This is a genomic window from Arthrobacter sunyaminii, assembly GCF_018866305.1.
Classification (GTDB): Bacteria; Actinomycetota; Actinomycetes; order Actinomycetales; family Micrococcaceae; genus Arthrobacter_B; species Arthrobacter_B sunyaminii.
This window is the reverse complement of the sequence record NZ_CP076456.1, coordinates 2,141,376-2,166,319: the sequence shown is the minus strand read 5'-3', so window position 1 is coordinate 2,166,319 and position 24,944 is coordinate 2,141,376. Positions and strand designations below refer to the sequence as shown.

General features: G+C 65.0%; 21 protein-coding genes. 13 read left to right on the top strand and 8 right to left on the bottom strand.

What is annotated here, in order from left to right; genetic code table 11:
* Positions 1-134 precede the first annotated feature (134 nt).
* From KG104_RS09680 to KG104_RS09670, 3 genes are all read left to right on the top strand, one after another.
* Positions 135-1,733: an ABC-F family ATP-binding cassette domain-containing protein gene (locus KG104_RS09680; RefSeq protein ID WP_104161111.1), complete on the top strand. Its 1,599-nt coding sequence runs from the start codon at positions 135-137 to the stop codon at positions 1,731-1,733.
* Positions 1,734-2,254: 521 nt separating this feature from the next.
* Entirely contained in the window at positions 2,255-3,424 is a 1,170-nt protein-coding gene (locus KG104_RS09675; RefSeq protein ID WP_207346896.1) for an ATP-binding protein, read from the top strand.
* A gap of 173 nt (positions 3,425-3,597) precedes the next feature.
* A complete protein-coding gene (locus KG104_RS09670; RefSeq protein ID WP_207346895.1) occupies positions 3,598-5,244 on the top strand; it encodes a hypothetical protein in 1,647 nt (548 codons plus the stop codon).
* A 4-nt stretch (positions 5,245-5,248) separates the two neighbouring features.
* Here the strand turns inward: KG104_RS09670 and KG104_RS09665 are convergent, their stop codons facing one another.
* From KG104_RS09665 to KG104_RS09655, 3 genes are read right to left on the bottom strand one after another with little or no spacing between them, the layout of a single operon-like run.
* Complete coding sequence (locus KG104_RS09665) at positions 5,249-6,124, bottom strand: SURF1 family cytochrome oxidase biogenesis protein (protein ID WP_207346894.1); 876 nt, start codon at positions 6,122-6,124, stop codon at positions 5,249-5,251.
* Positions 6,125-6,427: a hypothetical protein gene (locus KG104_RS09660; RefSeq protein ID WP_207346893.1), complete on the bottom strand. Its 303-nt coding sequence runs from the start codon at positions 6,425-6,427 to the stop codon at positions 6,125-6,127.
* Entirely contained in the window at positions 6,424-6,846 is a 423-nt protein-coding gene (locus KG104_RS09655) for a DUF3099 domain-containing protein (protein WP_237685161.1), read from the bottom strand. Before KG104_RS09655 ends, KG104_RS09660 begins: the two co-directional genes overlap by 4 nt.
* Positions 6,847-6,961: 115 nt before the next feature.
* On the opposite strand from KG104_RS09655, the gene fabG reads away from it, so the two are divergent.
* A complete protein-coding gene (gene fabG, locus KG104_RS09650) occupies positions 6,962-7,690 on the top strand; it encodes a beta-ketoacyl-ACP reductase (RefSeq protein ID WP_104161107.1) in 729 nt (242 codons plus the stop codon).
* Positions 7,691-7,813: 123 nt separating this feature from the next.
* Positions 7,814-8,569, top strand: coding sequence for an SDR family oxidoreductase (locus KG104_RS09645; RefSeq protein WP_104054217.1), 756 nt, complete (start codon positions 7,814-7,816; stop codon positions 8,567-8,569).
* A 31-nt stretch (positions 8,570-8,600) separates the two neighbouring features.
* On the opposite strand, the gene serB is transcribed toward KG104_RS09645, so the two are convergent.
* Positions 8,601-9,530, bottom strand: coding sequence for a phosphoserine phosphatase SerB (serB, locus tag KG104_RS09640; protein ID WP_207346892.1), 930 nt, complete (start codon positions 9,528-9,530; stop codon positions 8,601-8,603).
* 85 nt (positions 9,531-9,615) lie between these two features.
* Between serB and KG104_RS09635 the strand changes: the two genes are divergently transcribed.
* The 7 genes from KG104_RS09635 to KG104_RS09605 all read left to right on the top strand — a co-directional run bounded on the left by KG104_RS09635 (position 9,616) and on the right by KG104_RS09605 (position 15,027).
* Positions 9,616-10,401, top strand: a complete 786-nt coding sequence (locus tag KG104_RS09635; RefSeq protein ID WP_104054219.1) for an ABC transporter ATP-binding protein — start codon at positions 9,616-9,618, stop codon at positions 10,399-10,401.
* Between the two features lie 25 nt (positions 10,402-10,426).
* Positions 10,427-11,200, top strand: a complete 774-nt coding sequence (locus KG104_RS09630; protein ID WP_104103629.1) for a sulfite exporter TauE/SafE family protein — start codon at positions 10,427-10,429, stop codon at positions 11,198-11,200.
* Positions 11,201-12,016 carry a TrmH family RNA methyltransferase gene (locus KG104_RS09625; protein WP_207346891.1) on the top strand — a complete coding sequence of 272 codons (816 nt, stop codon included), beginning with the start codon at positions 11,201-11,203 and terminating at the stop codon, positions 12,014-12,016. It begins immediately after the preceding gene.
* 324 nt (positions 12,017-12,340) lie between these two features.
* A complete protein-coding gene (locus KG104_RS09620) occupies positions 12,341-13,021 on the top strand; it encodes a hypothetical protein (RefSeq protein WP_207346890.1) in 681 nt (226 codons plus the stop codon).
* 155 nt (positions 13,022-13,176) lie between these two features.
* A complete protein-coding gene (locus KG104_RS09615) occupies positions 13,177-13,434 on the top strand; it encodes a type B 50S ribosomal protein L31 (protein ID WP_104054223.1) in 258 nt (85 codons plus the stop codon).
* 92 nt (positions 13,435-13,526) lie between these two features.
* Complete coding sequence (locus KG104_RS09610) at positions 13,527-14,606, top strand: lipoate-protein ligase LplAB (RefSeq protein WP_104054224.1); 1,080 nt, start codon at positions 13,527-13,529, stop codon at positions 14,604-14,606.
* A gap of 85 nt (positions 14,607-14,691) precedes the next feature.
* Positions 14,692-15,027, top strand: a complete 336-nt coding sequence (locus KG104_RS09605; protein WP_104054225.1) for a cupin domain-containing protein — start codon at positions 14,692-14,694, stop codon at positions 15,025-15,027.
* A 20-nt stretch (positions 15,028-15,047) separates the two neighbouring features.
* On the opposite strand, the gene pepN is transcribed toward KG104_RS09605, so the two are convergent.
* The 3 genes from pepN to KG104_RS09590 form a co-directional block, all read right to left on the bottom strand.
* Positions 15,048-17,654, bottom strand: coding sequence for an aminopeptidase N (pepN, locus tag KG104_RS09600; RefSeq protein ID WP_207346889.1), 2,607 nt, complete (start codon positions 17,652-17,654; stop codon positions 15,048-15,050).
* Positions 17,655-17,658: 4 nt separating this feature from the next.
* Complete coding sequence (locus KG104_RS09595) at positions 17,659-19,302, bottom strand: glycosyltransferase family protein (protein WP_207346888.1); 1,644 nt, start codon at positions 19,300-19,302, stop codon at positions 17,659-17,661.
* Between the two features lie 105 nt (positions 19,303-19,407).
* Positions 19,408-20,442 carry a YeiH family protein gene (locus KG104_RS09590; RefSeq protein ID WP_237688572.1) on the bottom strand — a complete coding sequence of 345 codons (1,035 nt, stop codon included), beginning with the start codon at positions 20,440-20,442 and terminating at the stop codon, positions 19,408-19,410.
* A gap of 167 nt (positions 20,443-20,609) precedes the next feature.
* On the opposite strand from KG104_RS09590, the gene KG104_RS09585 reads away from it, so the two are divergent.
* Positions 20,610-23,363, top strand: coding sequence for a cation-translocating P-type ATPase (locus KG104_RS09585; protein ID WP_207346887.1), 2,754 nt, complete (start codon positions 20,610-20,612; stop codon positions 23,361-23,363).
* A gap of 6 nt (positions 23,364-23,369) precedes the next feature.
* Here the strand turns inward: KG104_RS09585 and KG104_RS09580 are convergent, their stop codons facing one another.
* Positions 23,370-24,809, bottom strand: a complete 1,440-nt coding sequence (locus KG104_RS09580) for an SDR family oxidoreductase (protein WP_104054228.1) — start codon at positions 24,807-24,809, stop codon at positions 23,370-23,372.
* Between the last annotated feature and the right edge of the window lie 135 nt (positions 24,810-24,944).

Genomic DNA, 24,944 nt, shown 5'->3' with positions numbered 1-24,944 from the left:
TCCCTGTTGACCCTAACCGCGCGGCGCTGTAATTCCTTTGGAGGTTTTCTACAAAGTGTCGATCGGCGGTAGACTGGAAAGGCTGCGATCGCAGCACGAGTACTATCCCCGAACCCCCTCGAAAGGTCCACTGAGTGATTTCCGTATCTAATCTCGAGCTCCGTGCCGGCGCACGTTTGCTCATGGAAGCGGTTTCATTCCGTGTGGACAAAGGCGACAAGATCGGATTGGTGGGCCGCAACGGCGCGGGCAAAACCACTCTGACCAAGGTTCTCGCAGGGGAGGCGCTGCCGGCAGCAGGGCATGTGAAGCGTTCCGGCGAGATTGGCTACCTGCCCCAGGATCCGCGCACGCCCGACATGGAGCAGCTCGGGCGGGACCGCATCCTTTCCGCCCGCGGGCTGGACAAGGTCTCCGCACAGTTGAAGAAGTGCCAGGATGAAATGGCCAGCGATGACCCCAAAATCTCGCAGAAGGCCATGAACCGCTATGACCGGCTGGAGGCCGAGTTCCTTTCCGCCGGCGGATATGCCGCAGAGTCTGAAGCGGCAACCATCACCGCCAACCTGGCCCTGCCGGACCGGTTGCTGAACCAGCCCCTGAGCACCCTTTCCGGTGGCCAGCGCCGCCGCGTGGAGCTGGCCCGGATCCTGTATTCGGATGCCGAAACCATGCTCCTCGATGAGCCCACCAACCACCTCGATGCCGACTCCATCTCCTGGCTGCGTGAGTTCCTGAAGAACCACACCGGCGGGTTGATCGTGATCAGCCACGACACCGCGCTGCTGGAAGCAACGGTCAACAAGGTCTTCAGCCTGGATGCCAACCGCGCCACGATCGATATCTACAACATGGACTGGAAGCGCTACAAGATCCAGCGCGAAACGGATGAGCGCGCCCGTAAGCGTGAGCGCGCCAACACCGAGAAGAAGGCCGGCATCCTGCTGGCCCAGGCCAACAAGATGAAGGCCCGCGCCTCGGGTGCATCCGCCGCGCAGAGCATGCTTAAGCGCGTGGACCGCCTCATGGGCGGACTTGACGCCGTCCGCGCCACGGACCGCGTAGCCGCCCTGCGTTTCCCGGACCCGGCACCGTGCGGCAAGACGCCCATGATGGCCGAAGGCCTGAGCAAGAGCTACGGTTCGCTGGAGATCTTTACCGACGTGGATCTGGCCATCGACCGCGGATCCAAGGTGGTCATCCTGGGCCTGAACGGTGCGGGTAAGACAACGCTGCTGCGCATGCTTGCCGGTGTCGACACTCCGGACACCGGAAAGATCATCCCGGGCCACGGTCTGAAGGTGGGCTATTACGCACAGGAGCACGAAACCCTGGATACGGAACGGACCGTGCTGGAGAACATGCGCTCCTCCGCGCCGGACATGGATGATGCCGAAGTGCGCAGCGTGCTGGGTTCCTTCATGTTCAGCGGCGACGACGTCGACAAGAAGGCCGGCGTGCTCTCCGGTGGTGAAAAAACCCGCCTCGCGCTGGCCACCATTGTTGCTTCGTCTGCCAATGTCCTGCTGCTCGACGAGCCCACCAACAACCTTGACCCCGCCTCCCGCGCGGAGATCCTCGGTGCCCTGAGCAGCTATTCAGGCGCTGTGGTGATGGTGAGCCACGATGAGGGTGCCGTGGCGGCGCTTAATCCAGAGCGTGTTGTCCTGCTGCCGGACGGCGACGAGGACCACTGGAACGAAGACTATCTGGACCTGGTGACGCTGGCCTAAGGCGGCCGGACTTCGCGGCGCCAAGCAGAAACGGCTCCGCCAATCCGGATGAAGGCCCCCCGTGCGCACTGCGCGTGGGGGGCCTTCGCTTTTTGTGCCCTATGGTCCCATCCTCGTGAAGACAAGTATCCATTGCCATAAAGAGATATAAGAATTTCTGGATAAGTCGCTCTGAACGCTTTCCTACTTACCAAAGGTGTACCTGCCAGGACACTCATCAGAGCCTGCAGATCTTCAAAGCAGGGGAGTGGCGTCCGGGCCTCGTCCGGTGTGGCTGTGGAGATCCGTAAGCGGGTGCGGAGATCCGTAAGCGGGTGCGGAGCCGCTGGGGGAGTGCGTCTTGGGCCAGCCGGTTGACGTCCGGTACGCCGAGCCGGCGATTCCCCCGTTTCCCCCCGCAGGTGGAACACCATATCCGCACATGCGGTGACCGGCGCGGTTCCCTGAGTTCCCTCATCATTCGTTATCCATTTATATCCACTAATATAAAATAATCTGGATATTGCGCTACGATGGGTGGCATGGACAGTGCCTCAAACCCGTACTCACCAGGAGCCGGACGCCGGCCTTTCGAACTGGCCGCCAGGACAGCCTTGATCAACGATTTTGACCTCCTGATTTCGCGTGCGGCTGCGGGGCGTACGGACCGGGGGATAGTGCTGCACGGTTTGCACGGAGTGGGAAAGACCGTGCTGCTCACTGAGTTCCGGCGGCGGGCGGAAGATGCCGGTTTCCTCGTGGTTTCCCTCGAGGGAAGGGACGCCGAAGGCGGTCCCAAAGCCATCCGTGCCAAGCTCGCCAGAGGGCTGCTGCAGGCGGGGCGCAAGGCCAATTCCCGCAGGGCAACACCGGCCCTCGCAGCTGCGCTGGGAACCATCGCCTCATTTGCTGCCGGGCTGCAGGTCAGCGGGATCGATGTTGGGGTAGGGGCACGGCACGGGCGGGGCGACTCGGGGGCCTTCGCCGTCGACCTGGAAGAAACAGTGGAGGACACTGCCGTTGCCCTGGCTGAACGGCAATCGGCACTGATCCTGGTAGTGGATGAAATGCAGAACCTGGACGCGGGCCTGTTGTCGGCTTTGCTCGGCGCGCAGCACCAGGCCAGCCAGCGGGACTGGCCTTTCTATCTGGTGGCAGCCGGCCTGCCGAACCTTCCGTCAGTCCTGAACCAGTCCCAGCGGTATGCCGAAGGATTGTTCACCTATCGCCGGGTTGGTGCATTGGACCGTGAAGACTCGGCCACTGCCCTCACTGCGCCGGCAGCTGAACAGGGCGTCTCCTACGATCCGGAGGCACTGGATCTGCTGCTCAATGCGGCCGGCGGATATCCGTATTTCCTGCAGGAGTATGGTTCGGCTGCGTGGGAGTCAGCGCCGCACCAGCGGATCAGCCCTGATGATGCCAGGGTGGCAGTCGAAATTGGCCGGGCACAGCTGGACCAGGGCTTCTTTCCCCTGCGCTGGCGCAGGTCGACCAAGGCCGAGCGGGAGTTCCTGAGGCTCATGGCGGTGGACGGGGAAGGCGGTTCCGGGACGGCAACGCTGGCAGCCCGGGCCGGAAAGAAAATGACGTCCATGACCATGACCCGGGGATCACTCATACGCAAGGGCATCATCTATGCGCCCTCACTGGGTCAGGTCTCTTTTACTGTGCCGGGAATGGCAGACTACGTGCGGCGGGTTACTGCTTAGCCGTGATGCCTGCAGGCCGCGCCTTTGGGTGCGGGCAGCTGTTTCAGTAAGCTGGAGGTTTTGGGGCGGACCCCGGTTTTGTCCGCACCAAGCTCCGCACCGAAGGACGGCACGCTATTTCTTCCTCATCCATGATTCCCTTTCGCCGCTCGTTGGCTGCAGGCGCCTTGTCTGTGGGGCTTATCCTGAGCGGCTGCGCAGGAGAACCGTCACCGTCCGAAGGGACAGGCGCTCCGGACATTCCGGTGGTCAGCCTGCAGCAGGCAGGTGCTCTGCGGGGCGTGTTTGACGGGGGAGCCGGCCCGGCTTCATTGGCCGCCAGCAGTGCCTTCTATGCCTCCAGTCCTGCTGTGGTGGTCCTGGGAGCGGGTGCCCCTGCCGCCGCGGGGCAGGCTTCCGCCGCAGCAGTGGGACTGGGCGTTCCGCTGCTGGTGGTCGAACCGGGGAATGAACAGCAGGTTGCCGATGAACTGGAGCGGTTGGAGGCTGAATCGGTGGTCCTCTACGGGGCACCGGAAGGGGAGTGGGCTGCCGCCCTGGGAGAGCGGACAGAAATCCCCGGCCCCGCAGACGCCGCTGGATTCCGGTCGTTGCTGGGCCTCGAGGCAGTCCCCGCCGAAGCGGCGCCGCTGGTTGCCGCTGTTGCAGCCATGGACCGCGGTGCGCAGCTTCCGGTTCCCGGCCTGGAGGCGGCAGTACCGAAAGAAACCACTGCTTCGAATACAGCTTCCGCGGACCAGCAGGACAACGGCCCGGTTCAGGAGCTGCCGGAGTTTGAGGCAGCCGGCGCCGGGACGGACGCTATTGTGCTGGCAACGGAGGACCCGGCGTCGGCGGCGGCAGTTGCCACGGCACGTGCCGCAGGTGCCGAGGTGCGAATGGTGGAGACCGCGGATCCCCGTGCGGACCCGGGCGTCATCGAGGTTTTGCGCAGCCACCGCGACGGCGGAATCTACGCTGCCGGCAACGGCTTCGGCGGCGCAGAGACCTTCGCCGCGCACAGCGACGTGGCACTGAATGCGCCGGAGCTGCCAGGCGGCGGACAGACGGTGTTCCCCGGCAGGCGGATGGTGGCGCTCTACGGGCATCCCAGCGGCGGCAGTCTGGGAGTCCTGGGGGAGCAGGGGCTGGAGGAATCCATCCGGCTGGCCCGGGAAACCGCAGCGCAATACCGGCCCTACAGTGATGAACCCGTGGTGCCTGCCCTCGAAATCATCACGACCGTTGCCAGTTCCGAGCCCGGTGCCGACGGTGATTTCTCCGAGGAAACCGCCGTGGACGTCCTGCTGCCGTGGATCGAAGCCGCCCGTGACGCCGGCGTCTACGTGATCCTTGATCTGCAGCCGGGCCACAGCACCTTCCTGAACCAGGCTATCCGGTATGAAGAACTGCTGAAGTTCCCGCATGTGGGCCTGGCCTTGGACTCCGAGTGGCGGCTTGCCCCGGGGCAGCGTCATCTGGAACAGATCGGATCCGTGGATGCCGCGGAGGTCAATGAGGTGTCCGCCTGGCTCGCAGACCTGACGCGGGAGAATGTCCTGCCGCAAAAGCTCTTCATGCTGCACCAGTTCAACTTATCGATGATCCGCAATCGGGATCAGCTCGAGGTCAGCCACAGCGAACTGGCGGTCAGCCTTCACGCTGACGGGCATGGAACACCGGGCCAGAAGCTGGACACCTGGAATGCGCTGCGGAACGGGCTGCAGCCGGAGATCTGGCCGGGATGGAAGAACTTTTACGACGAGGACACTCCTACCCTGACTCCGGAGCAGACCTTCACGCAGATCGATCCCAAGCCCTGGTTCATCTCCTACCAGTAGGGAACTAGTAGCCCTGCGCGTCCAGCAGGGCGTCCTCTTCATCTTCCTGGGTGCTGCCGCGCTGCCTGCGCGGACGGCGGGGGCGGCTCGGGGCGGGGTGGGCGGCGATCATTTCGTCGTCGTCCTCCTCTTCCCACTCATCTTCATCGCCGTAGCGCAGGTTCAGCGCTTCCTGGCGGGCGGCATAGCCGAGCCCGACAAACAGCATGACACCGAACGCGAACCACTGCATGGCGTAGGAAAGATGCGGGCCCTCATCCACTGACGGCTTGGGGGCAGCTTCCGGAACGATGTCGGGGCGCGGGTCCTCGCTGGCCATCAGGCCATAGGCTCCCTGCTCCAGTTCGTACCCCACTTCATCCTGGTACTGGCTCAAATTGATGGACGCCAGCTGCCCTTCGGGAGCACCTCGGCTCACGTCCGGTTCAGCGGGCTTGATGCGCGCGACGACGGTTACCTCGCCGCCGGGAGCAGCCGGCACGGCGTCGGGCTTGCCTGCTTCGTCGTTGCCGATCGGCAGCCAGCCGCGGTTGATCACCACTGCGGTGCCGTCGGAGAGTTTCAGCGGAACCACCACTTCGTATCCGGCGCGTCCGCTGAGCGGCCGGTTCCGGACAATGCGCTGGTTTTCTGTGTCATAGACCCCGGTCATGGAAACCGGCAGCCATTCTTTGGCCGGGTCATAATCCTCGAAGAGGCCGGCGGCGTCCTCGAACGGCACCGGGGCGGCGTCGTAGTTGTTGACCACGTTGCCGATGTCTTCCCGGATGGCGTCGCGCCGGTCAAGCTGCCACATCCCCAGGGATGAACATGCCACGGAGAGCAGGGCGGTCAGGGCAAACCAGCCCAGCCAGCGGCCGGAGAGGAGGAAACGGTACATCTAGTCGGTCCCGCTTCCGGTGTCTGTGGGAGCAGGTGCATCGGCCAGGGGCAGTGTCTGCTTCCAGAGGTCGCGGGTCTGCAGGTACTCCTCGAGCCAGCCGCGGTGATCGCTGCAGGCGAGCCAGATCTTCCGCCGTTCCGGGGTGTGGATCCGCGGGTTGTTCCACAGCAGCTGCCACTGGGCGGCCTCACGGCACCCCTTCCGGGAGCAGACGGCGGGAGATCCGGCGCCGGGATCCGATAGTGCGGCTCCGGGCCGGACAGCCCCGGTGGTCCGGGCCAGTTGGTCAAGAAGGTTCATGCTGAAGGTGGTGCCTTATCGTCGTGGGGGTCAGCAGGGGGCTCGTCGTCGGCAAGCTCGCCGTGCAGCACTGCGGTTTCGGGGGAGTCATTCGGATCGGGCTCGCCGGGTTGCCGGACGCGGGGTGCTTCTATTGCGGGCGAGGGGAGCGCATCAATCATGGACTCAGATGCGGTCATGTTGCGCGTATCGGATCCTCCGTTCGCAATGATCACGGCGAAATACGGAAGGACGACGGCGCCGGCGATTACCACCCACAGCATCCACCCGTGGACGACAAATAAGAGGAACAGGCAGACCAGCCGGATGCCCATGGACACCGAATACTTGATCATGCGTGCGCGCATCTCATCGGTGTGCGCCGTGCGGGCGTCTGTGATCCGGGGGATCTGACCGCCGCGGCTGGATTCCTTGTTCATCACTCTCCCAAACAGATTGTCCCATTGTCGCACCCGTAGCTGTGATGTTGAAGTCGGAACCAGCCCGGCTAGGATCGATTCCTGTCACCCCCACACTCTCAGCGGAGGAATATCTGTGCAGAACAACACCCAGCCGTCCACCGGCCGCAGCGTCCTGGTTACCGGCGGAAACCGCGGAATCGGGCTGGCCATAGCCCAGGCATTCGTTGCCAACGGCGACCAGGTGGCGATCACCTACCGCAGCGGAGACGTGCCGGAGGGCATGCTCGGCGTCAAGGCGGATGTGACCGACATGGCATCGGTGGATGCCGCATTCTCCGAGGTCGAAGCAGCGCACGGGCCCGTGGAAGTGCTGGTGGCCAATGCCGGCATCACCCGCGACACCCTGCTCCTGCGGATGAGCGAGGACGATTTCACCGACGTCGTGGACACCAACCTCACCGGGGCATTCCGGGTCATCAAGCGGGCGTCCAAGGGCATGATCAAGCTGCGCCGCGGGCGGGTTGTCCTGATCTCCTCCGTGGTGGGGCTGTACGGCTCGCCCGGCCAGATCAACTACGCGGCTTCCAAATCCGGTCTGATCGGCATTGCCCGGTCGCTGACCAGGGAGCTGGGCTCCCGGAACATCACCGCCAACGTGGTGGCACCGGGGTTCATCAACACTGACATGACCCGGGCTCTGCCCGAGGACACGCAGAAGAACTATCTCTCCTCCATCCCGGCCAACCGGTTCGCTGAACCCGAAGAGGTTGCCGGTGTGGTGCGCTGGATTGCCAGCCCCGAAGCCGCCTACATTTCCGGCGCTGTCATCCCCGTTGACGGAGGTCTGGGAATGGGTCACTAAAGCTCCGGCCGGGATTCCTTGGAGGTTTCCACCACTTCGCGGATCGCCGCCGGCTGGCAGGATGGGAGAAGTTGCGCATCATCTTTGTTCAGTTTCGACAAAACCTCTCACAAAGGAGCACCCATGGGCCTGCTGGACGGCAAAGCCGCCATCGTCACCGGATCGTCACGCGGCATCGGAGCGGAGGTGGCCAAGTACCTGGCCGCCGAAGGGGCCGGCGTGGTGGTCAACTACCGCCAGAAGGCCCCCCGGGCCAATAAGGTTGTCACCGGTATTGAAAACGACGGCGGCCGCGCCGTCGCCGTCGGCGCCGATCTGACTTCCCCCGAGGGCCCGGCCGCCCTGGTTGCCGCCGCCACGGAGAACTTCGGCGGCCTGGACGTGCTGGTGCTGAACGCCTCCGGCGGAATGGAAACCGGCGTTGAGGAGGACTACGCGCTGAAGCTCAACCGCGACGCGCAGGTCAACATGCTCAACGCCGCCCTGGACGTCATGCCCGCGGGATCCCGTGTGGTTTTCGTCACCAGCCACCAGGCGCACTTCATTAACTCCGTTCCCACCATGCCCGAATACGAGCCGGTGGCCCGCAGCAAGCGCGCAGGCGAGGACGCCCTGCGCGAGCTCCTGCCGCAGCTCGAGGAGAAGGGCATCACCCTGGTGGTGGTCTCCGGGGACATGATCGAAGGAACCGTAACCGCCACGCTCCTGGACCGCGCCAACCCCGGAGCGATTGAGGCACGCCGGGTGGAAGCCGGCCGGCTCTACTCTGTGCAGGAGTTCGGTGCCGAGGTGGCCCGGATGGCCACAGCGGACGTTCCCTCGGGACACACCGAATACGTGGGCGGCGCCGACTACCTCGGCGCCGGCCAGGTGTCCTAGCCTTCCCGGGTTCCGGGCAAGAAGAGAGCTCCTAGAGCTTCACAAAGTGCTGCACCACGTCCAGATTGGGCAGGTTCAGCACGGCATCCGCGGCGGCCTGCACTGCCGGTTTGGCGTTGAACGCCACCCCCAGTGCGGCCGCCGCCAGCATGTCCAGGTCATTGGCCCCGTCGCCCACCGCAATGGTGTGGCGCTGTTCAATGCCCAGTGCCGCTGCCCAGGTGCGCAGGGACTCGGCTTTGACTGCGCGGTCCACCACGGCGCCTTCCACGGTGCCGGTCAGCACGCCGTCGGCAATGCCCAGAAGGTTGGCTTTGGCGCAGGTCAGCTGCAGGCGTTCGGCCAGCGGATCAAGGACCTGGCTGAAGCCTCCTGACACTACGGCCACCGCGTGCCCGGCAGCCAGGAATTCCTTGACCAGCGCCTCCGCGCCGTCGGACAGCTCAATGCGGGCGCCCACTTCCGAGATGACGGACTCCGGCAGCCCGGCCAGCGCCCTGACACGCTGATGCAGGCTCTGGGCGAAGTCCAGTTCTCCGCGCATCGCCGCTTCAGTGACGGCGGCAACCTCGGCTTCGCGGCCCGCGTGGGCGGCCAGCAGCTCGATAACTTCCTGCTTGATCAGGGTGGAATCCACGTCCATGACCAGCAGCTTCCGCGCCGGCTCCAGCAGGCATGAGGGCACGACGGCGCTGGCGGCCCCCTGCGCATCAGCGCCAAGTGCCGCTGCGGCTGCGGTGACCGCCATCCGCAAAGTTTCGATACCGCCGTCATACTCCACCAGCAGCTTGGTGACGGCATAACCGTCCCCCGGGGCATTCTCCAGTTCCAGGATGCGGCCGCCAGCTACACCTACGGCACGCTGAACGGCAGCGAGATAGGCGTCACCCAGTTCCCGACCGTAGCTGACAACACTGTATTCGGGAGCGGCACTGTTTTCGGGGGAGTTGGGAGCGGGCATTGCGTATCCGTTTCTGCAGGCGGGGCTGGAACTGCGGGGCACGCGTTTAGCCATCGGCCCTTTCTTTAGCCTAATGTCTAGTGCTATGAGTGATGTTCTTGAATTTGCTGCCGTAAGTGTCGTCCGCGGCGGCAAGACCCTGTTGGATGCAGTTGACTGGCAGGTCAAGGAGGGGGAGCGCTGGGTCATCATGGGCCCCAACGGCGCCGGCAAGACCACTCTGCTGCAGATCGCTGGCGGACGCATGCACCCCACCCGCGGTGTCGCCGGAATCCTTGAGGAAGTCCTCGGAACCGTTGATGTCTTTGAGCTCCGGCCCCGGATCGGCCTGGCATCAGCCGCCCTTGCGAACCAGATCCCGGAACACGAAACCGTCCTCAACGTGGTGCTGACCGCCTCCTACGGCATGACCGGCCGGTGGCGGGAGAAGTACGAAAAGCTGGACGAACGCCGTGCCTTCCGCCTCCTCCATGACTGGGGCATGTCCACCTTCATGAACCGTAATTTTTCCTCCCTGAGCGAGGGTGAACGCAAGCGCGTGCAGATTGCCCGCGCCCTGATGACCGATCCCGAACTCCTGCTGCTGGACGAGCCGGCCGCCGGGCTGGACCTCGCCGGCCGGGAAGACCTGGTTGCACGGCTGTCCGAGCTGGCCGCAGATGAAGAGGCGCCGGCCATGGTGCTTGTGACCCACCACCTTGAAGAGGTGCCCCCGGGTTTCACCCACGCGCTGCTGCTGCGCGACGGCGGCGTTGTGGCCTCGGGTCCCATCGGGGATGTCTTCACCGAGACGAATCTCAGCACCGCCTTTGATTTGCCGCTGAACGTGCAGCACGACGGCGGCCGCTGGTCCGCCACCGCCCGCCGCTGACCTTCGCACAGCACGCACCCTTTTTGTGGACATTTTTCATGATGCCGTAGTCTTCGTTGCCGGTTTGTGGGCGGGGACGATCAATGCCGTGGTCGGGTCGGGAACGCTCGTCACCTTTCCCGTGCTGGTGGCGCTGGGCTACGCCCCGGTGGCCGCCACCATTTCCAACGCGATGGGACTCATCGCCGGAAACATTGCAGGTTCCTGGGGCTACCGCCGGGAACTGGCCGGACTCAAGTCCATCCTCCTAAAGCTCCTGCCCGCCTCAGTACTGGGAGGAGTCACAGGAGCCGCGCTGCTGCTGCACCTGCCGGAGAGTGTCTTCGGCACCGTGGCGCCCTACCTGATCGTGGTGGCGCTGCTGTTTGTCATCTTCCAGCCGAAACTGCAGTCCTGGGTCCGCCGGCGGGCGGATGCCTCACCAACCGCGCAACAGCCCAGGCGCCAGGGCGTCATCCTGGTCATCCTGATCTACTTGGCGGGCGTGTACGGCGGCTACTTCGTGGCGGCGCAGGGAATCCTGCTGGTGGGCATCCTGGGCATCTTCCTGCGCGGCAGCATCCAGAACGCCAACGCCATGAAGAACATCCTGGTCCTTGGCGTGAACATTGTTGCTGCCGTCTCCTATCTGCTGTTTGCCTTCGACCGGATCGTGTGGCCCGTAGTGGGGCTCATTGCGGTGGGCTCGCTGATTGGCGGGTTCCTGGGAGCTGCCGTCGGCCGCAGGCTGTCCCCGGTGGTGCTGCGGACCGTCATCGTGCTGCTGGGTCTGCTCGCCTTGTGGAATATGGTGTTCTAAGTGACCCTCCACTATCTGAAATCAGCAGCCGATCCGCGTGTGGCCGACTACACCGGCCTAACCGACACCGCCCTGCGCCGCCGCCGGGAACCTGAAGAAGGCATGTATATTGCCGAATCCTCCAAGGTGCTTCGCCGGGCACTGGACGCAGGACACCGGCCGCGCTCCTTTTTCCTCGCCGAGAAGTGGATTCCGGACCTCCAGGACCTCCTGGACCGGTACCCCGAGGTGCCTGCCTACGTGGGAACCGCGGACGTCCTGGAGGAAATCACCGGGTTCCACCTGCACCGCGGTGCACTGGCAGCCATGGAACGGCCGGCGCCGCTGGAGCTGGAGCCCCTGCTGGCGGGAGCCCGCCGGGTGGCTGTGCTGGAAGACATTGTGGACCACACCAACATCGGGGCGATCTTCCGGTCCGCCGCGGCGCTGGGCGTGGACGCCGTACTGGTCAGCCCCCGCTGCGCGGACCCGCTGTACCGGCGGGCAATCCGGGTCAGCATGGGGACCGTGTTCCAGGTGCCGTGGGTGCGCCTGACACAGTGGCCCGGCCAGTTGGAAGTCCTGCGGAAGGCCGGTTTCGTCACTGCTGCGCTGGCGCTGGCTGAGGACTCCCTGACCCTGGACGAGCTCAGCTCGCGCCGCGATGAGCGCCTCGCCCTGGTGCTTGGAACCGAAGGGGACGGCCTCGCCGCGGGAACCCTTTCCGCCGTGGACCTTACCGTCCGCATTCCGATGAGCGGGGGCGTGGATTCCCTGAACGTCGCTGCCGCCAGCGCCGTGGCCTTCTGGGAATGCCGGGCCCGGTCCCAGCAGTAAGGTTTTTGGTCCGTCTCGCACGCTTTGGCTCCTACTCTTACCCTCTGCCGTTGATGGTGGAACACTGGGCGGTGTTCACAACCCAGGAAGGGCTCTTGTATGAAGCGCGGACCCTTGCAGGACTCCGGCAGCCGGGCGGGTTTAGTCCTGCCTGCAGCTGTCCGGGCGTCTCGTCCGGGCGCTGTCGTGTTCCTGGTGGCTGCTGCATTGACCGTCACGGCATGCGGCCCTACTGCGGATCAGGCACGGGCCAGGGAAGTGGTGTCAGCCTCGCCCGCTGCTCCCGTGCCAACGCAGAGCCGTACCCCTGCGCCCGCGCCCGTCATGACCGAGACCCCCACCGCAGCGCCCACCCCGGAGCCACTTAAAGTGGGGGTTGCCGGCAGCCAAGTCGGCATGTCCCAGCCGGTCCAGGACGCCTGCCAGTTTCTGCTGCGTCGTGATGAGGCACGGATGCCTGCCGGTGAAGCAGGGGATTGTGTGCGGGCGGCTATGACTGCCGGCGGGGGTGGAACCCAAACCCTCACGACGTCGTCGAGCTGGATACCGCAGGGGACGCACACCGTGGACTTCACCACGGCGCCGGAGTTCTCCCTCACCCTGGAGAGCCCGGACACGGGGCTGGTGGTCACGTCGGGAGCCGGCGGAGGAAGCGTGGACACCGGCGGCGGCAGGGTCAGCGCCAAGGCAACGGGAACGCCCGAGGAGGCCTATGCGGCGGTGCTGGCCCGCGCTGCGGAGCTCACCGTGAACCCGGACCGCGTCGCCGAGATGCTTGACGGCACCGAATCCGTCGAGGTGGATTACGCTGCTGTCCTTGACGGCGGGGTCCGCACCAAAATCAGCGGCTACCGTTCTGTGGACCCTGCGGCGGATGACATGATGCCCACCGCGGTAACGCTGTGGCTTGACGACTGGTACCGCCCGGTGCGGTTTGAACTCACCGGGCAGACCCGCGGCATCGCTTCAAGCATCACCGCCGTCAACAGTGCCTGGGCGTCGTAGGCACTGCCCGCCCGCCGGCTTTAACCCGCAGCCCCGAATGCGGTATGCTGAATTGCTGATCCCTGTACATGCGCTTCGTTGTGCAGTGCGGGGGCATTCCAAGCTTTCAACCACCAGTGCCTGGCAAAATCCAGGCACCAAAAGAAGGTAATACATTGAAGTCTGATATCCACCCCAAGTACGGCCCGGTTGTTTTCCGCGATCTCGCGTCCGACACCTCGTTCCTGACCAACTCCACGGCTACGTCCGCCAAGACGATCGAGTGGGAAGACGGCAACACCTACCCCCTCATCGAGGTGGAAATCTCCTCCGCGTCGCACCCGTTCTACACGGGCAAGCAGCGCATCATGGACTCCGCCGGCCGTGTCGAGCGCTTCAACGCACGCTTCAAGGGCTTCGGCGGCAAGAAGTAATTCGTTCGTAACGAACAGCACAGGTTCTAGACTGAGAAGACCCGCCCGGCATTTCCGGGCGGGTCTTTTTACATGCGGAGAAGGAAACCCAAATGAGCAGCAGGGAACAGGACAGCGGCCGACTGCACGGAGAGTTCAAGGTAGTTGGCGGAAAACTCGTGGTGGTGGACCTGGAGGTCCGTGACGGAAAACTGGCAGACGTCTCGCTCAGCGGGGACTTCTTCCTGGAACCCGATGATGCTCTGGCCGATATCAATGCGGCTTTGGAAGGACTCCCGGCTGACGCAACCGGAGCAGATATTGCCGCAGCGGTCCGGGCAAACCTTCCCGCCGAAGCGGTCCTGTTTGGCTTCTCCCCGGAGGCCATTGCCACCGCCGTCCGCCGGGCCCTGGCCAAGGCCACGGGCTGGAATGATCATCAGTGGGAAATCATCGGCCCCACACCGCTGCCCACCGCCATGCACGTGGCCATGGACGAGGTGCTGGCCGAAGAAGTGGGATCCGGAAAACGGAACCCCACGCTGCGGTTCTGGGAATGGGAGACACCGTCCGTGGTGATCGGCAGCTTCCAGTCGCTGCGCAACGAAGTGGATCCGCAGGGAGCCCGGAAGCACGGGGTAACGGTGGTTCGCCGCATTTCCGGCGGCGGGGCCATGTTCATGGAACACGGCAATGCCATCACCTATTCGATCTATGTTCCGCAGTCCCTGGTGGACGGACTCAGCTTTGCCGAGTCCTATCCCTTCTTGGACGCCTGGGTGATGGAATCGCTGGAAAAACTTGGCATCAAGGCCTGGTATCAGCCGCTCAATGACATCGCCACGGATCAGGGCAAAATAGGCGGGGCAGCCCAGAAGCGCTTCAGCAGCGGCGGCATGCTGCACCACGTGACCATGTCCTATGACATCGATGCCGACAAGATGCTTGAAGTCCTGCGGATCGGCAAGGAAAAATTGTCTGACAAGGGCACCACCAGTGCCAAGAAACGGGTTGACCCGCTCCGCCGCCAGACCGGACTGACCCGGGAGGAGATCATCAAGACGATGATGGAGACCTTCACCGCGCGCTACGGTGCTGTGCCGGCCGGCATCACCGACGAGGAGATGGCCCTCGCCGAGAAGAAGGTTGCTGACAAGTTCGGCACGGATGAATGGCTCAACCGCGTTCCCTGACCAGCTTGCGGTCATCGTGCCGGTGGACTCACCGGCACGATGATGCTGCTGTCGCCGATGCTGTCCCTGCCCTAGACTGCCGAGCATGGAAAAAAAGTCTCTCACCGCATTGGCGCGGAACCAGCTGCAGATTGCCGGCGAAGCTTCCAGCGGCCGCAGCGCCCAGACCGTTTACGGCGGACATGAACACGTGCTTCGGCAAACAATCATCGCCCTGAACGCCGGATTTGTTCTGGACGAGCACGATAATCCCGGTGAAGCGACCATTCACGTGCTCAAAGGGCGTGTTCGGCTGCTGGCCGAAGGTCACTCCTGGGAAGGATCCGCCGGGGACCTGTTGATAGTGCCCCAGGCGCGGCACTCCCTGGAGGCGGTGGAAGACTCAGCGGTGCTGCTGACCGTAGCCAAGCTGGACCGCTGAGCCCTCTGCCGCCTGTCTGTCTATCTGCCGGCTGCCTGGGCCCGCAGCGCCCGCAGCAACTGGTCCTGCTGCTCGATAATGATCCGGCGCAGGGCAGCCGGTGCCTGCGGGTTGGCTTCGAGCCAGTCCATGCTCGCCACCAGGACAGGATGATCGGCGGGAACCATGTGCTCAGGCAAATCCTGCGCCCCGGGGAAGAGGCCGGTAACCACCCGGCTGGCCTGCCCGATGCTGCGTGAGCTCCAGACCAGGGTGAGGGAAGCAAAGTAATCCGCGGAGAAGGCGGACAGCATCTCAATGCTGCCGATGGTGAATCCCTCAATGGTGGCCGAGAGCAGCTGGTTGGACAGCTCGTCCGAATGCACGGCGTCCTGCCAGGCGGCTGCCTTGACCGCGGGCTCGGGGAAGGCGGCCGCTGCAGTCGTGTAGCCCACCCGGCCCGATGCCGTGGTGTCCCGCTCCAGTTCCGCTTCCAGCTCAGCGCGGGTGGCATTTGAGGTGGCGGCCAGCGCCTGCCACAGCAGCCATCGCAGGTCCGAGTCCACAGTGAGGCCCGGTACGGTGGCCGTTCCCTGCAGGAGGCCGCGCAGCAGCTCCGTGTGGGCGTCGCTGTGGCGGCCCAGCATGGCGGCGTTGCGGGCCCAGACCAGCTGGCGGTCGCTTCCGGGCTCCGCCTGCTGAAGCTGGTCAACCACCAGCGAGTAGAGCACTTCGCGCAGGTCGCTGCGGTCCTCTGCCGGGGCATACCGCTCCACGGCGAACCGGGAGTTGTCCAAGAGGACCTGCAGCACACCGGAGCCCGTCTCGGCCGGGGCAGCATGCACGATGAGCCGAAGATAGTCGCGGGCACTGATAATCCCGTCCCGGACGCCGTTCCACAGGGCAGAGAAGCACACCGCGCGGGCCAGCGGGTCAGGGATCCGGCCCAGGTTCTGCATCAGGACCTGCAGCGAATCGGAGTCGAAACGGACCTTGGCGTAGGTGAGGTCCTCGTCATTGAGCAGCAGCAGTGCGGGCCGCGGCTTGCCCAGAAGCTCGGGTACCGCGGTACGGGGACCGTCGACGTCGATTTCCACGCTCCCGGTGCGCACCAGCGCACCCGCAGCATCCGGGTTATACAGACCAATCCGCAGGCGGTGCGGCCGGGGAACCTGTTCCCCGCTGACGGGATCGGGTGCGTTCTGGACGATCGTGAGGGAAGTGATGACGCCGTCGTCGTCCGTTTCCACCTCCGTGGTCAGCAGCGGCACCCCTGCCGTCTGCAGCCACCGCCGCGACCAGGCACCCATGTCGCGGCCCGAAGCAACAGTCAGGGCACTGAGCAGGTCCGAGAGCGTGGTGTTGCCGTAGGCATGGTCGCGGAAGTAGCCGCGCGCTGCATTGATAAACGCATCGAAGCCCACGTAGGCCACCAGCTGCTTGAGGACGGAGGCGCCCTTGGCATACGTGATGCCGTCGAAGTTCTGCTTGGCCGCTTCCAAGTCGGTGATGTCCGCGACGATTGGGTGCGTGGTGGGCAGCTGGTCCTGGGTGTACGCCCAGGCCTTGCGCCGGTTAGCGAAACTGACCCATGAGTTGGTAAACCCGGTTGCCTGGTCCACGGCAAGGGCGCCCATGTAATCGGCGAAGGACTCCTTCAGCCACAGGTCGTCCCACCACTTCATGGTCACCAGGTCACCGAACCACATGTGCGCCATCTCGTGCAGGATGGTGTTGGCCCGCGCCTCGTACTGCGCTTCGGTGGCTTTGGACCGGAAGACGTATGACTCCGTGAACGTCACCAGGCCGGGGTTCTCCATGGCACCGAGGTTGTACTCGGGGACGAAGGCCTGATCGTACTTGCCGAACGGGTAGGGGTAGGCAAACAGCTCGTGGAAGTACGCCAGCCCCTGTTTGGTGATCTCGAAGATGTTCTGCGGGTCAAAATGTTCGGCCAGTGAGGACCGGCAGTAGGCGCCCAGGGGAATGTCGAGGACGGAACCGTCCGGCAGGGTGGTGGACCAGGCGTCCTCTGCTTTGAAGTACGGTCCGGCCAGGACCGTGGTGATGTAGGTGGAAATGCGCTGGGTGGGGGCAAAATCCCAGCGGCTGAAGCCGCTGTCGAGCTCCGTGCGGTTGGTTTCCACACCGTTCGAAGCAACTTCCCAGGCCGACGGCGCAGTGACGTGGAACGTGAAGCTGGCCTTGAGGTCCGGCTGCTCGAAGTTGGCGAACACCCGCCGGGCGTCGGCCGGCTCGTACTGCGTGTACAGATAGGTGCGGCCGTCGGCCGGATCCGTGAACCGGTGCATCCCTTCGCCGCTGCGGCTGTACAGGGCGGTGCCCTCCACCGTGACCGTGTTTTCGAGCTCCAGTCCCGGCAGGTGGACACGGGTGCCGTCGACGGCAGAGTCCAGCGGCAGTTCCCTGCCGTTCAGGACAACCGAATGGACACCACCGTGGATGAAGTCCAGGAAGGTAGCGGCCCCCGGCTCGGCGCAGCGGAAGGTAACGGTGCTGCGGGAGCGGAAGCCCCCGGTTTCCGGATCTTCCGCGCTGCTCAGGTCAAGATCGACATCGTAGGCGTCAACGGATATGAGGGCTGAGCGGGCGGCGGCTTCGTCACGACGCAGATTTTGGTTCGACACATGTTCATTCAATCACTTCCCGTCCTTTGCTGTGGGCCGGCCCGGCGGTCCCGGCGTTCCGGCCGCCTGACATCCGGTCCATGACGGCGAAGAAGGACAGTGAGGCCAGCAGGATGAAGTATGGCGTGTAGAGGTACAGGAAGCGGGCCCGGCCTTCTGACAGGAGCAGGAACACAAGCAGCCCAAGCAGTGCAATGCGCAGTGCAGAGACCTCCGGCAGCATAAGGGTTGGCGTGCGGAGGAACAGGGGCACCGCCACCAGCCCCAGGACGATGAACCACGTTCCCTGCCACAGCGCAAAGAGCCATGGAAAACCCGGATTCCCGTAACCGAAGACGTCCTGGATGCTCCGGTCAGCGGGGTTGTCGGACACATAATCGTCGCCGTCCAGGACTCCTTCGCCCCAGGCAAAGAAGGAGCCGTCCCCGGTGATCCACAACAGCTTGTTGTTGAGGAATGAAACATAGCCGCCCGGGCCCATGGCGGCGACCCGATCCGCATAGGCGTCCAGCCCGTGCTGGAACTTCTCGCGCGGATCACCCGCGGATGCGGTGCTGCGGACGTCGGCTTCGTTGTAGCTCCCGTACAGAGGGCCGTATTTCCCCGGCACAAGGTGCGCCCCCACCTTCAGGAAGTGGGTGGGCGGAAGGGCGTTCGGGTTGGCTTCAACATCGAAGCCCACGGCCGTTCCCTGCTGCTCAACGGCGGTAATGAGCCGGTGCCCGGCAAAGAAGCTGCCGGCCACCACTGCAGCGCCGAGGAGGAGGATGCCGGCCCCGCGATCCCGGCCGCGCAGTGCCGGGGAACAGGCAGCAGTGATACCGGCTGCCAGCAGACAGATGAGCACGGTCGGCTTGATCCCGTAGCCGGCGGCGCCGGCCGTCCCGGCGAGGACCCATAGCGGTATTCGTACTGCAAGGCGCCGGGCCCGCTGCGCGGCCAGCAGCAGGCACAGAATGAGGACGGGAAACAACAGCCCTGCGGTGTCTGAGTAGAAGACACCCAGCCACGGGGAGAGCAGAACAAAGATGGTGGAGGGCAGCAGCGTAAAGGCGGCAACGGCTCGCCCGCCGAGCATGCGCGCCGCCGCATACGTCAGTGCGATTCCGGCGAAGAGGACGACGGCGTTCAAAAAGGCGGCAGCCATTTCCAAGTTGGTGACGCCGAGGGAGGTGACGAGGCTGAACCAGGACGCCAGCAGCAGGGTCAGCAGGATGTTGTTGGGATTCAGTGAAAAGTAGCCGGAATCAATGCTCTCCCGCGTCCCCAGGGCCAAACCGGCAGCCGAGGTGTAAATGGCGCGGGCATCCCAATCGGCGGGCAGCCGCACGGCATAGGCCAGCCGAACCTGCAGGGCGAATAGCCCCGCCCACAGCGCTGCCGACGCCAGTCTGGACAACAGCCGGTGCCGAAGCAGGGCCGGCTGGACTGTCCGCAGGGCAAAGTACAGTCCGGTCATGAGCAGAAGCACTGCTCCGGCGGCGGCGAGCGCCCACGGTGTTTTGTACTGGAAGAACCCGTAGTGCGGAAACATGAGGTTGCCCGCCAGGCACCAGAGGATTATTGCGCAGAACGCCAGTCCGGCCGCTGCCGGAAGCAAGCCGTAGCTCAGGCTCTTGATGCTGCCGGTGGCGGAGATACCCCTCATGGATACCCCCTAGGCCAACCTCATCCTGCGCAGCTGCGGAATCAACTGATGGAAACAGTAAGGGGAACCGGAGACAGGCGGCAAGGCTCTGCGGTTCCCGCGGGGTCACGGGGAAAGGATCACGGCGAGACCGAGCCCCAGCGCACCGATGAGGAACCAGGAGGCGAGCGCCGCTGAGAGTGCCCTGGCGCCGGAGGCAAACAGTGCCCGGAAGCGGACCGCCGCACCCAGTGCAAACAGCGCAGCCGCAAACAGGATCTCCTGGGCCAGCGCAGCCGCCTCCAGGACGCCCTCCGGAACCACACCGGTGGTGCGCAGGACAATCAGTGCCAGGAACCCGGCGACAAACAGGGGAAGCAGGGGAGGGCGCTTCCCGGGCCTGTCATCCGTTCCCTCCGTGTCCGGGCGCCGAATGAGCCCCGCCGCGGCGGTCAGCGGTGCCAGCAGGACCACGCGGGCCAGCTTGACGACGACGGCGGCCGCGAGTGCCGACGTGCCGGCGGTCTGGGCTGTGGCCACCACCTGTCCAACGTCGTGGACGGAAGCGCCGGCCCAGATGCCGAAGGTCTCGGCAGACAGGCTCATCAGCGTTCCCAGCAGCGGGAGAACCCCGATGGCCAGTGTTCCGCACAGCGTGACCAGTGCTATCGGCACCACCGTGTCCTCCGGTCTCACCCGCCTGGCAGCGGCCACTGCTCCGATGGCGGAGACTCCGCAGATGGAGAAACCAGAGGCGATCAGCAGTGGCTCCGCACCCGGCAGGCGGAAAGCCCGGCAAACCGCATACGTGCCGGCAAAGGCCGCCCCCACCAGTGCAACGATCAGGAGCAGCGCGGCCCAGCCAAGGCCCGCAATGTCCACCAGCGACACTTTGAGCCCCAGCAGCACGATGCCCGTGCGCATAAACTTCCGTGCGGCCAGGGACAGTCCCGGTTTGAGCGGCCCCGCCACCGCTGTGGATACGCCGGGGAGGTTGGCGGCCACCAGCCCGAGTACCACGGCTGCGGTCAGTACCGGCAGCCCGGGAAAAACCAGATGCACCAGGTATGCCGGGACAACGGCGGCGGCAGCAATCAGGACTCCGGGCAGGGCGGTTGTCCGGGCAGCAGAGGAGGCTGCAGGGGAAGGGGAGGCATTCACGGTTCCACCCTGCCGCAGAAGACGGTGCCGGCCAAACGGTGCCGGCAGCCGGTGGTGTCCAGCCCGTGGTGTTTGGCCGGCCCCGGGGCAGCTAACAGTGATGGGGGATTCCCGCCTGTGTGGCCTTTGTTACAGTGAAATACACCCCCTAGTTTTAGAGGCAACACATGGCTGACCAGCAACAAACAGCAGAACACCCCTGGACGCGGACACCCGAACAGGCGGCAGCGGAGCTGGAGGTCTCGCCGGCCGAAGGTCTCACCGTCGAGGAGGTCCGGCAGCGTCGGCTCCGTTACGGGCCCAATGAGCTGGCGGCAGGCCGGAAAATTCCCGCCTGGCAGAAAATCCTTAGGCTGTTGGCGGACCGGCTGATTCTGGTCCTGATTGCCGCAGCGGTGATCAGCGCCGTCGTCTCCCGGGAATGGGAAACACCGGTGGTCATCCTGGTGGTCATTGCCCTGAACACCACCCTGAACTACGTCCAGGAGCAGCGCGCGGAGAACAGCCTGGAAGCGCTGCGCAGCACGTCCGTCTCCATTGCCACCGTCCGCCGGGGCGGCGTTCCGGTGGATGTCCCGCGCACCGAACTGGTACCCGGCGACGTGGTTCTCCTGGAGGCGGGAGACACGGTTCCTGCCGACGGGCGGCTTCTGGAGGCAGTTCGCCTGCAGGTGGCGGAAGCAGCGCTGACCGGTGAATCCCAGCCGGTCAACAAGTCCGCCGCGGTCCTGTCCGATCCGGAGCTGCCGGTGGCCGACCGCACCAACATGCTGTACATGGACACCGACATCAGCCGGGGCCGGGCTGTGCTGCTCGTTACCGGGACGGGAATGAACACCCAAATCGGACGGATAGCGCATCTGCTCGGTTCCACGGCCGAAGAAAAGACCACCCTTCAGCGCAGCATTGACCAGCTGGCACGGCTGCTGACCTATGTGGCGCTGATTGTGGTGGCGGTGGTGTTCGTCCTGGGCCTGCTGCGAGGTGACAGCTGGCAAACCCTGTTCCTGACTGCGGTCTCGCTGGCGGTGGCGACCATCCCCGAGGGGCTGACCGCCGTCGTCGCCTTCACCCTGGCGATGGGCGCCTCCCGCCTGGCTGCGCGGGGAGCCATCATCAAGCAGCTGTCGGCTGTGGAGACCCTGGGCAGCACCTCCCAGATCTGCACTGACAAGACCGGAACCCTGACCCTGAACGAGATGACGGTGCGGTCCCTGTATACGGCCTCCGGCCGCACGTTCCGGGTCTCCGGCTCCGGGTATTCCACGGAAGGCGCGGTGCTTAGTGCCGACGGGCGGCCGGCGCCGGCATTGTCGGTGGCTTTCCTTGGCTTCGCGCTGTGCAATGACGCTTCAGTGCGCGACGGCGTACTCACCGGTGATCCCACTGAAGGGGCGCTGGTGGTCCTGGCAGAGAAGGGAGGCATCGACGCCGAAGGGGCGCGTGCATCGCATCCCCGCATTGCGGAGGTTCCCTTTGATTCGGACTATAAGTTCATGGCCACGTTCAACCGGCGGCCGGCGGATGAGGAAGCCGGGCACGGTCCGGGACCGGCCCACGACGTTTTCTGTTACGCCAAAGGGGCACCCGGGGTGCTCCTGGAACGATCACAGTTCGTGGCCACTGCCGACGGCAGGCGTCCGCTCCTGCCCGAGGACCGCCGGCGCATCAGCGACGAAGTCACAGCTTTCGCGGAACGGGGTCTGCGCACCATGGCTGTTGCCGGACGGCCGGTGGACGAGCCTCTGCCGGCGGACCCGGACGAGCTCCGGGACAGCGTGGCCGACCTGACCCTTTATGCAGTGGTGGGCATCATGGACCCGCCGCGCAGCGAGGCCGGCGAAGCCATTGCCCGTGCCCACGAGGCGGGAATCAGCGTGCACATGATCACGGGGGACCACCTGATCACCGCCTCGGCGATCGCGCGTGACCTGGGCATCGGCGGAGAAGCCGTGTCAGGTGCCGCACTGGACAAGCTCGACGACAAGCAGCTTGAACAGCGCGCTCCGGGATACGGGGTGCTGGCGCGTGTGTCTCCGGAGCATAAGATCCGGATGGTCCAGGCATTGCAGGCCGACGGTGCCGTGGTTGCCATGACCGGCGACGGCGTGAACGACGCCCCTGCGCTCAAACGCGCGGACATCGGTATTGCCATGGGCATCACCGGGACCGATGTGTCCAAGGGTGCGGCGAAGATGATCCTGACGGATGACAACTTCGCCACCATTGTGGCCGCGGTGCAGGAGGGCCGGGGGATCTATGCCAACATCATCAAGTTCGTCCGGTTCCAGCTCACCACCGCCTGGGGGTTCGTGCTCATCTTCCTGGCGGCCGCAGCCTTTTCGCTGGCCGGCGGAGCGCCCTTCACGGCGCTGCAAATCCTTTGGGTCAACATCATCATGGACGGGCCGCCCGCCCTGGCCCTGGGCGTGGATCCGGCAGATCCGGATCTCATGAAGCAACGGCCCAGGCCTGCCCGGGAGCCGCTGCTGACCGGACGGCGGATCCTGCAGATCCTGACCATGGGTCTGGTCATGGCCGCGGGCACCTGCACCGTCCTGTACCTGGCCCCGCAGATGTACCCGGAGAGCGCGGAGGATCCGCTCTTCGCCACCACGCTGGCCTTCACGACGTTCGTGTTCTACCAGGCGTTCAACCTGCTCAACGTAAGGTCAGCGAACGGAAGCGTGTTCGCCTGGCAAACCTTCACCAACCGGGCCATCTGGGTGTCGCTGGCCGGCGTCGTCGTCCTGCAGGTCCTGGTGGTCCAGCTGGGGGTGCTGCAGGGGCTCTTCGACACCACGGATCTCACCTCGGGGCAGTGGTTCCTGGCAGTTGGCGTGGGTTCCACCGTGCTGTGGATCTCGGAGATCCGGAAGGCGATCTCCCGCTTCCGGGAACGGGAGAGCCTTCCGGCGTAGTGCGGCCTACCAGGGCGAGGGCTTGTAGTCCTTCAGGAAAACCCCGTACTGGTCCTCGCCTGCCTCACCCATGACAATCGGGTCATACACGCGGGCCGCACCGTCCACGAGGTCCAGGGGAGCGTGGAAGCCCTCCTCGGCCAGGCGCACCTTGGTGGGATGCGGACGCTCATCGGTAATCCAGCCGGTGTCCACGGCGGTCATCAGGATGCCGTCCGTTTCCAGCATTTCCCCGGCGCTGGTGCGCGTGAGCATGTTAAGCGAGGCCTTGGCCATGTTGGTGTGCGGATGGCCCGGACCCTTGTAGCGGCGGCTGAACTGGCCCTCCATGGCGGAGACGTTGACGATGTACTTGCGGCGTGCAGGGGAGGCTGCCATCGCCGGACGCAGCCGGTTGACCAGCAGGAACGGGGCAGTGACGTTGCAGAGCTGGACTTCCAGCATTTCCAGCGGCTCCACCTGGTCCACCACCTGGGTCCAGGAGTTGATCGGTGCGGTGTCCGGGACCAGGCCGCCGGCGTCAATTGCCGTTCCGGCGTTCAGTTTCTCCAGCGAGGAGGAGCCCGCGGTCAGCGCCAGTGACGTGACGGCGTCGCCGGCCAGCACCGGATGCTCGGCAATCGATCCGGCAAGGGCGGTGGGGTGCGCGTTGTAGGTGTTCCCGAAGGTGACCAGCTCCGGCATAACGGCGGATTCCGGCAGTGCCTCGAGCTCGGCGTCCATCAGCGGCTGGTAGGCGTTGGAGGACCGGCGCACCGTCTGGGCGGCGTTGTTGATCAGGATGTCCAGGGGGCCGGCGTCGGCCACGGATTCGGCCAGCGAGATGACCTGCGCCGGATCACGCAGGTCAATGCCCACGATCTTCAGCCGGTGCAGCCAGTCCGCCGAGTCTTCCATGGCAGCAAAGCGCCGTGCGGCGTCCTTCGGGAACCGGGTGGTAATGGTGGTGTGCGCACCGTCGCGCAGCAGCCGCAGGGCGATGTACATGCCGATTTTGGCACGGCCCCCGGTCAGGAGGGCGCGTTTGCCGGTCAGATCGGTGGTGGCATCGCGCTTGGCGTGGCTGAAGGCGGCGCACTCCGGGCAGAGCTGGTGGTAGAAGGCGTCCACCACGGTGTAGGGCTGCTTGCAGATGTAGCAGTTGCGCGGCTTGAGCAGCGTGCCGGCAGAGGGGCCGTGGGCCGAGGTCTTCAGCTGGGCGCCGCGGGTCTCGTCGTCGATCCGGTCGGAGGCGCCGGTGGCCGTCAGGGCGACAACGGCGCGGTCCGCCTCTGCGACGGCGCTGCGCTTCTCAAGCTTCTTGTGCTTCTTGACGGACTTGAACATCTTGGCGGTGGCGCGTCGGACGGCAACGTAGTCCGGATCTTCCTCATCCAGGACATGGATGGAGGACAGGACCCGCAGGCAGGCGGCAAGGTCTTCGGGGCTCAGGTCGGGGGTGCTCATGAAAATCGTTTCTGCTGTGAATCGGCGCCGGCGGTGGACACGGCGAAGGCATACGTGATGCCATCCGACCTTACAACGAAACGCCGCGGCACCCCGTATCGGGGGTGCCGCGGCGGTCGAACATCACAACGGGCG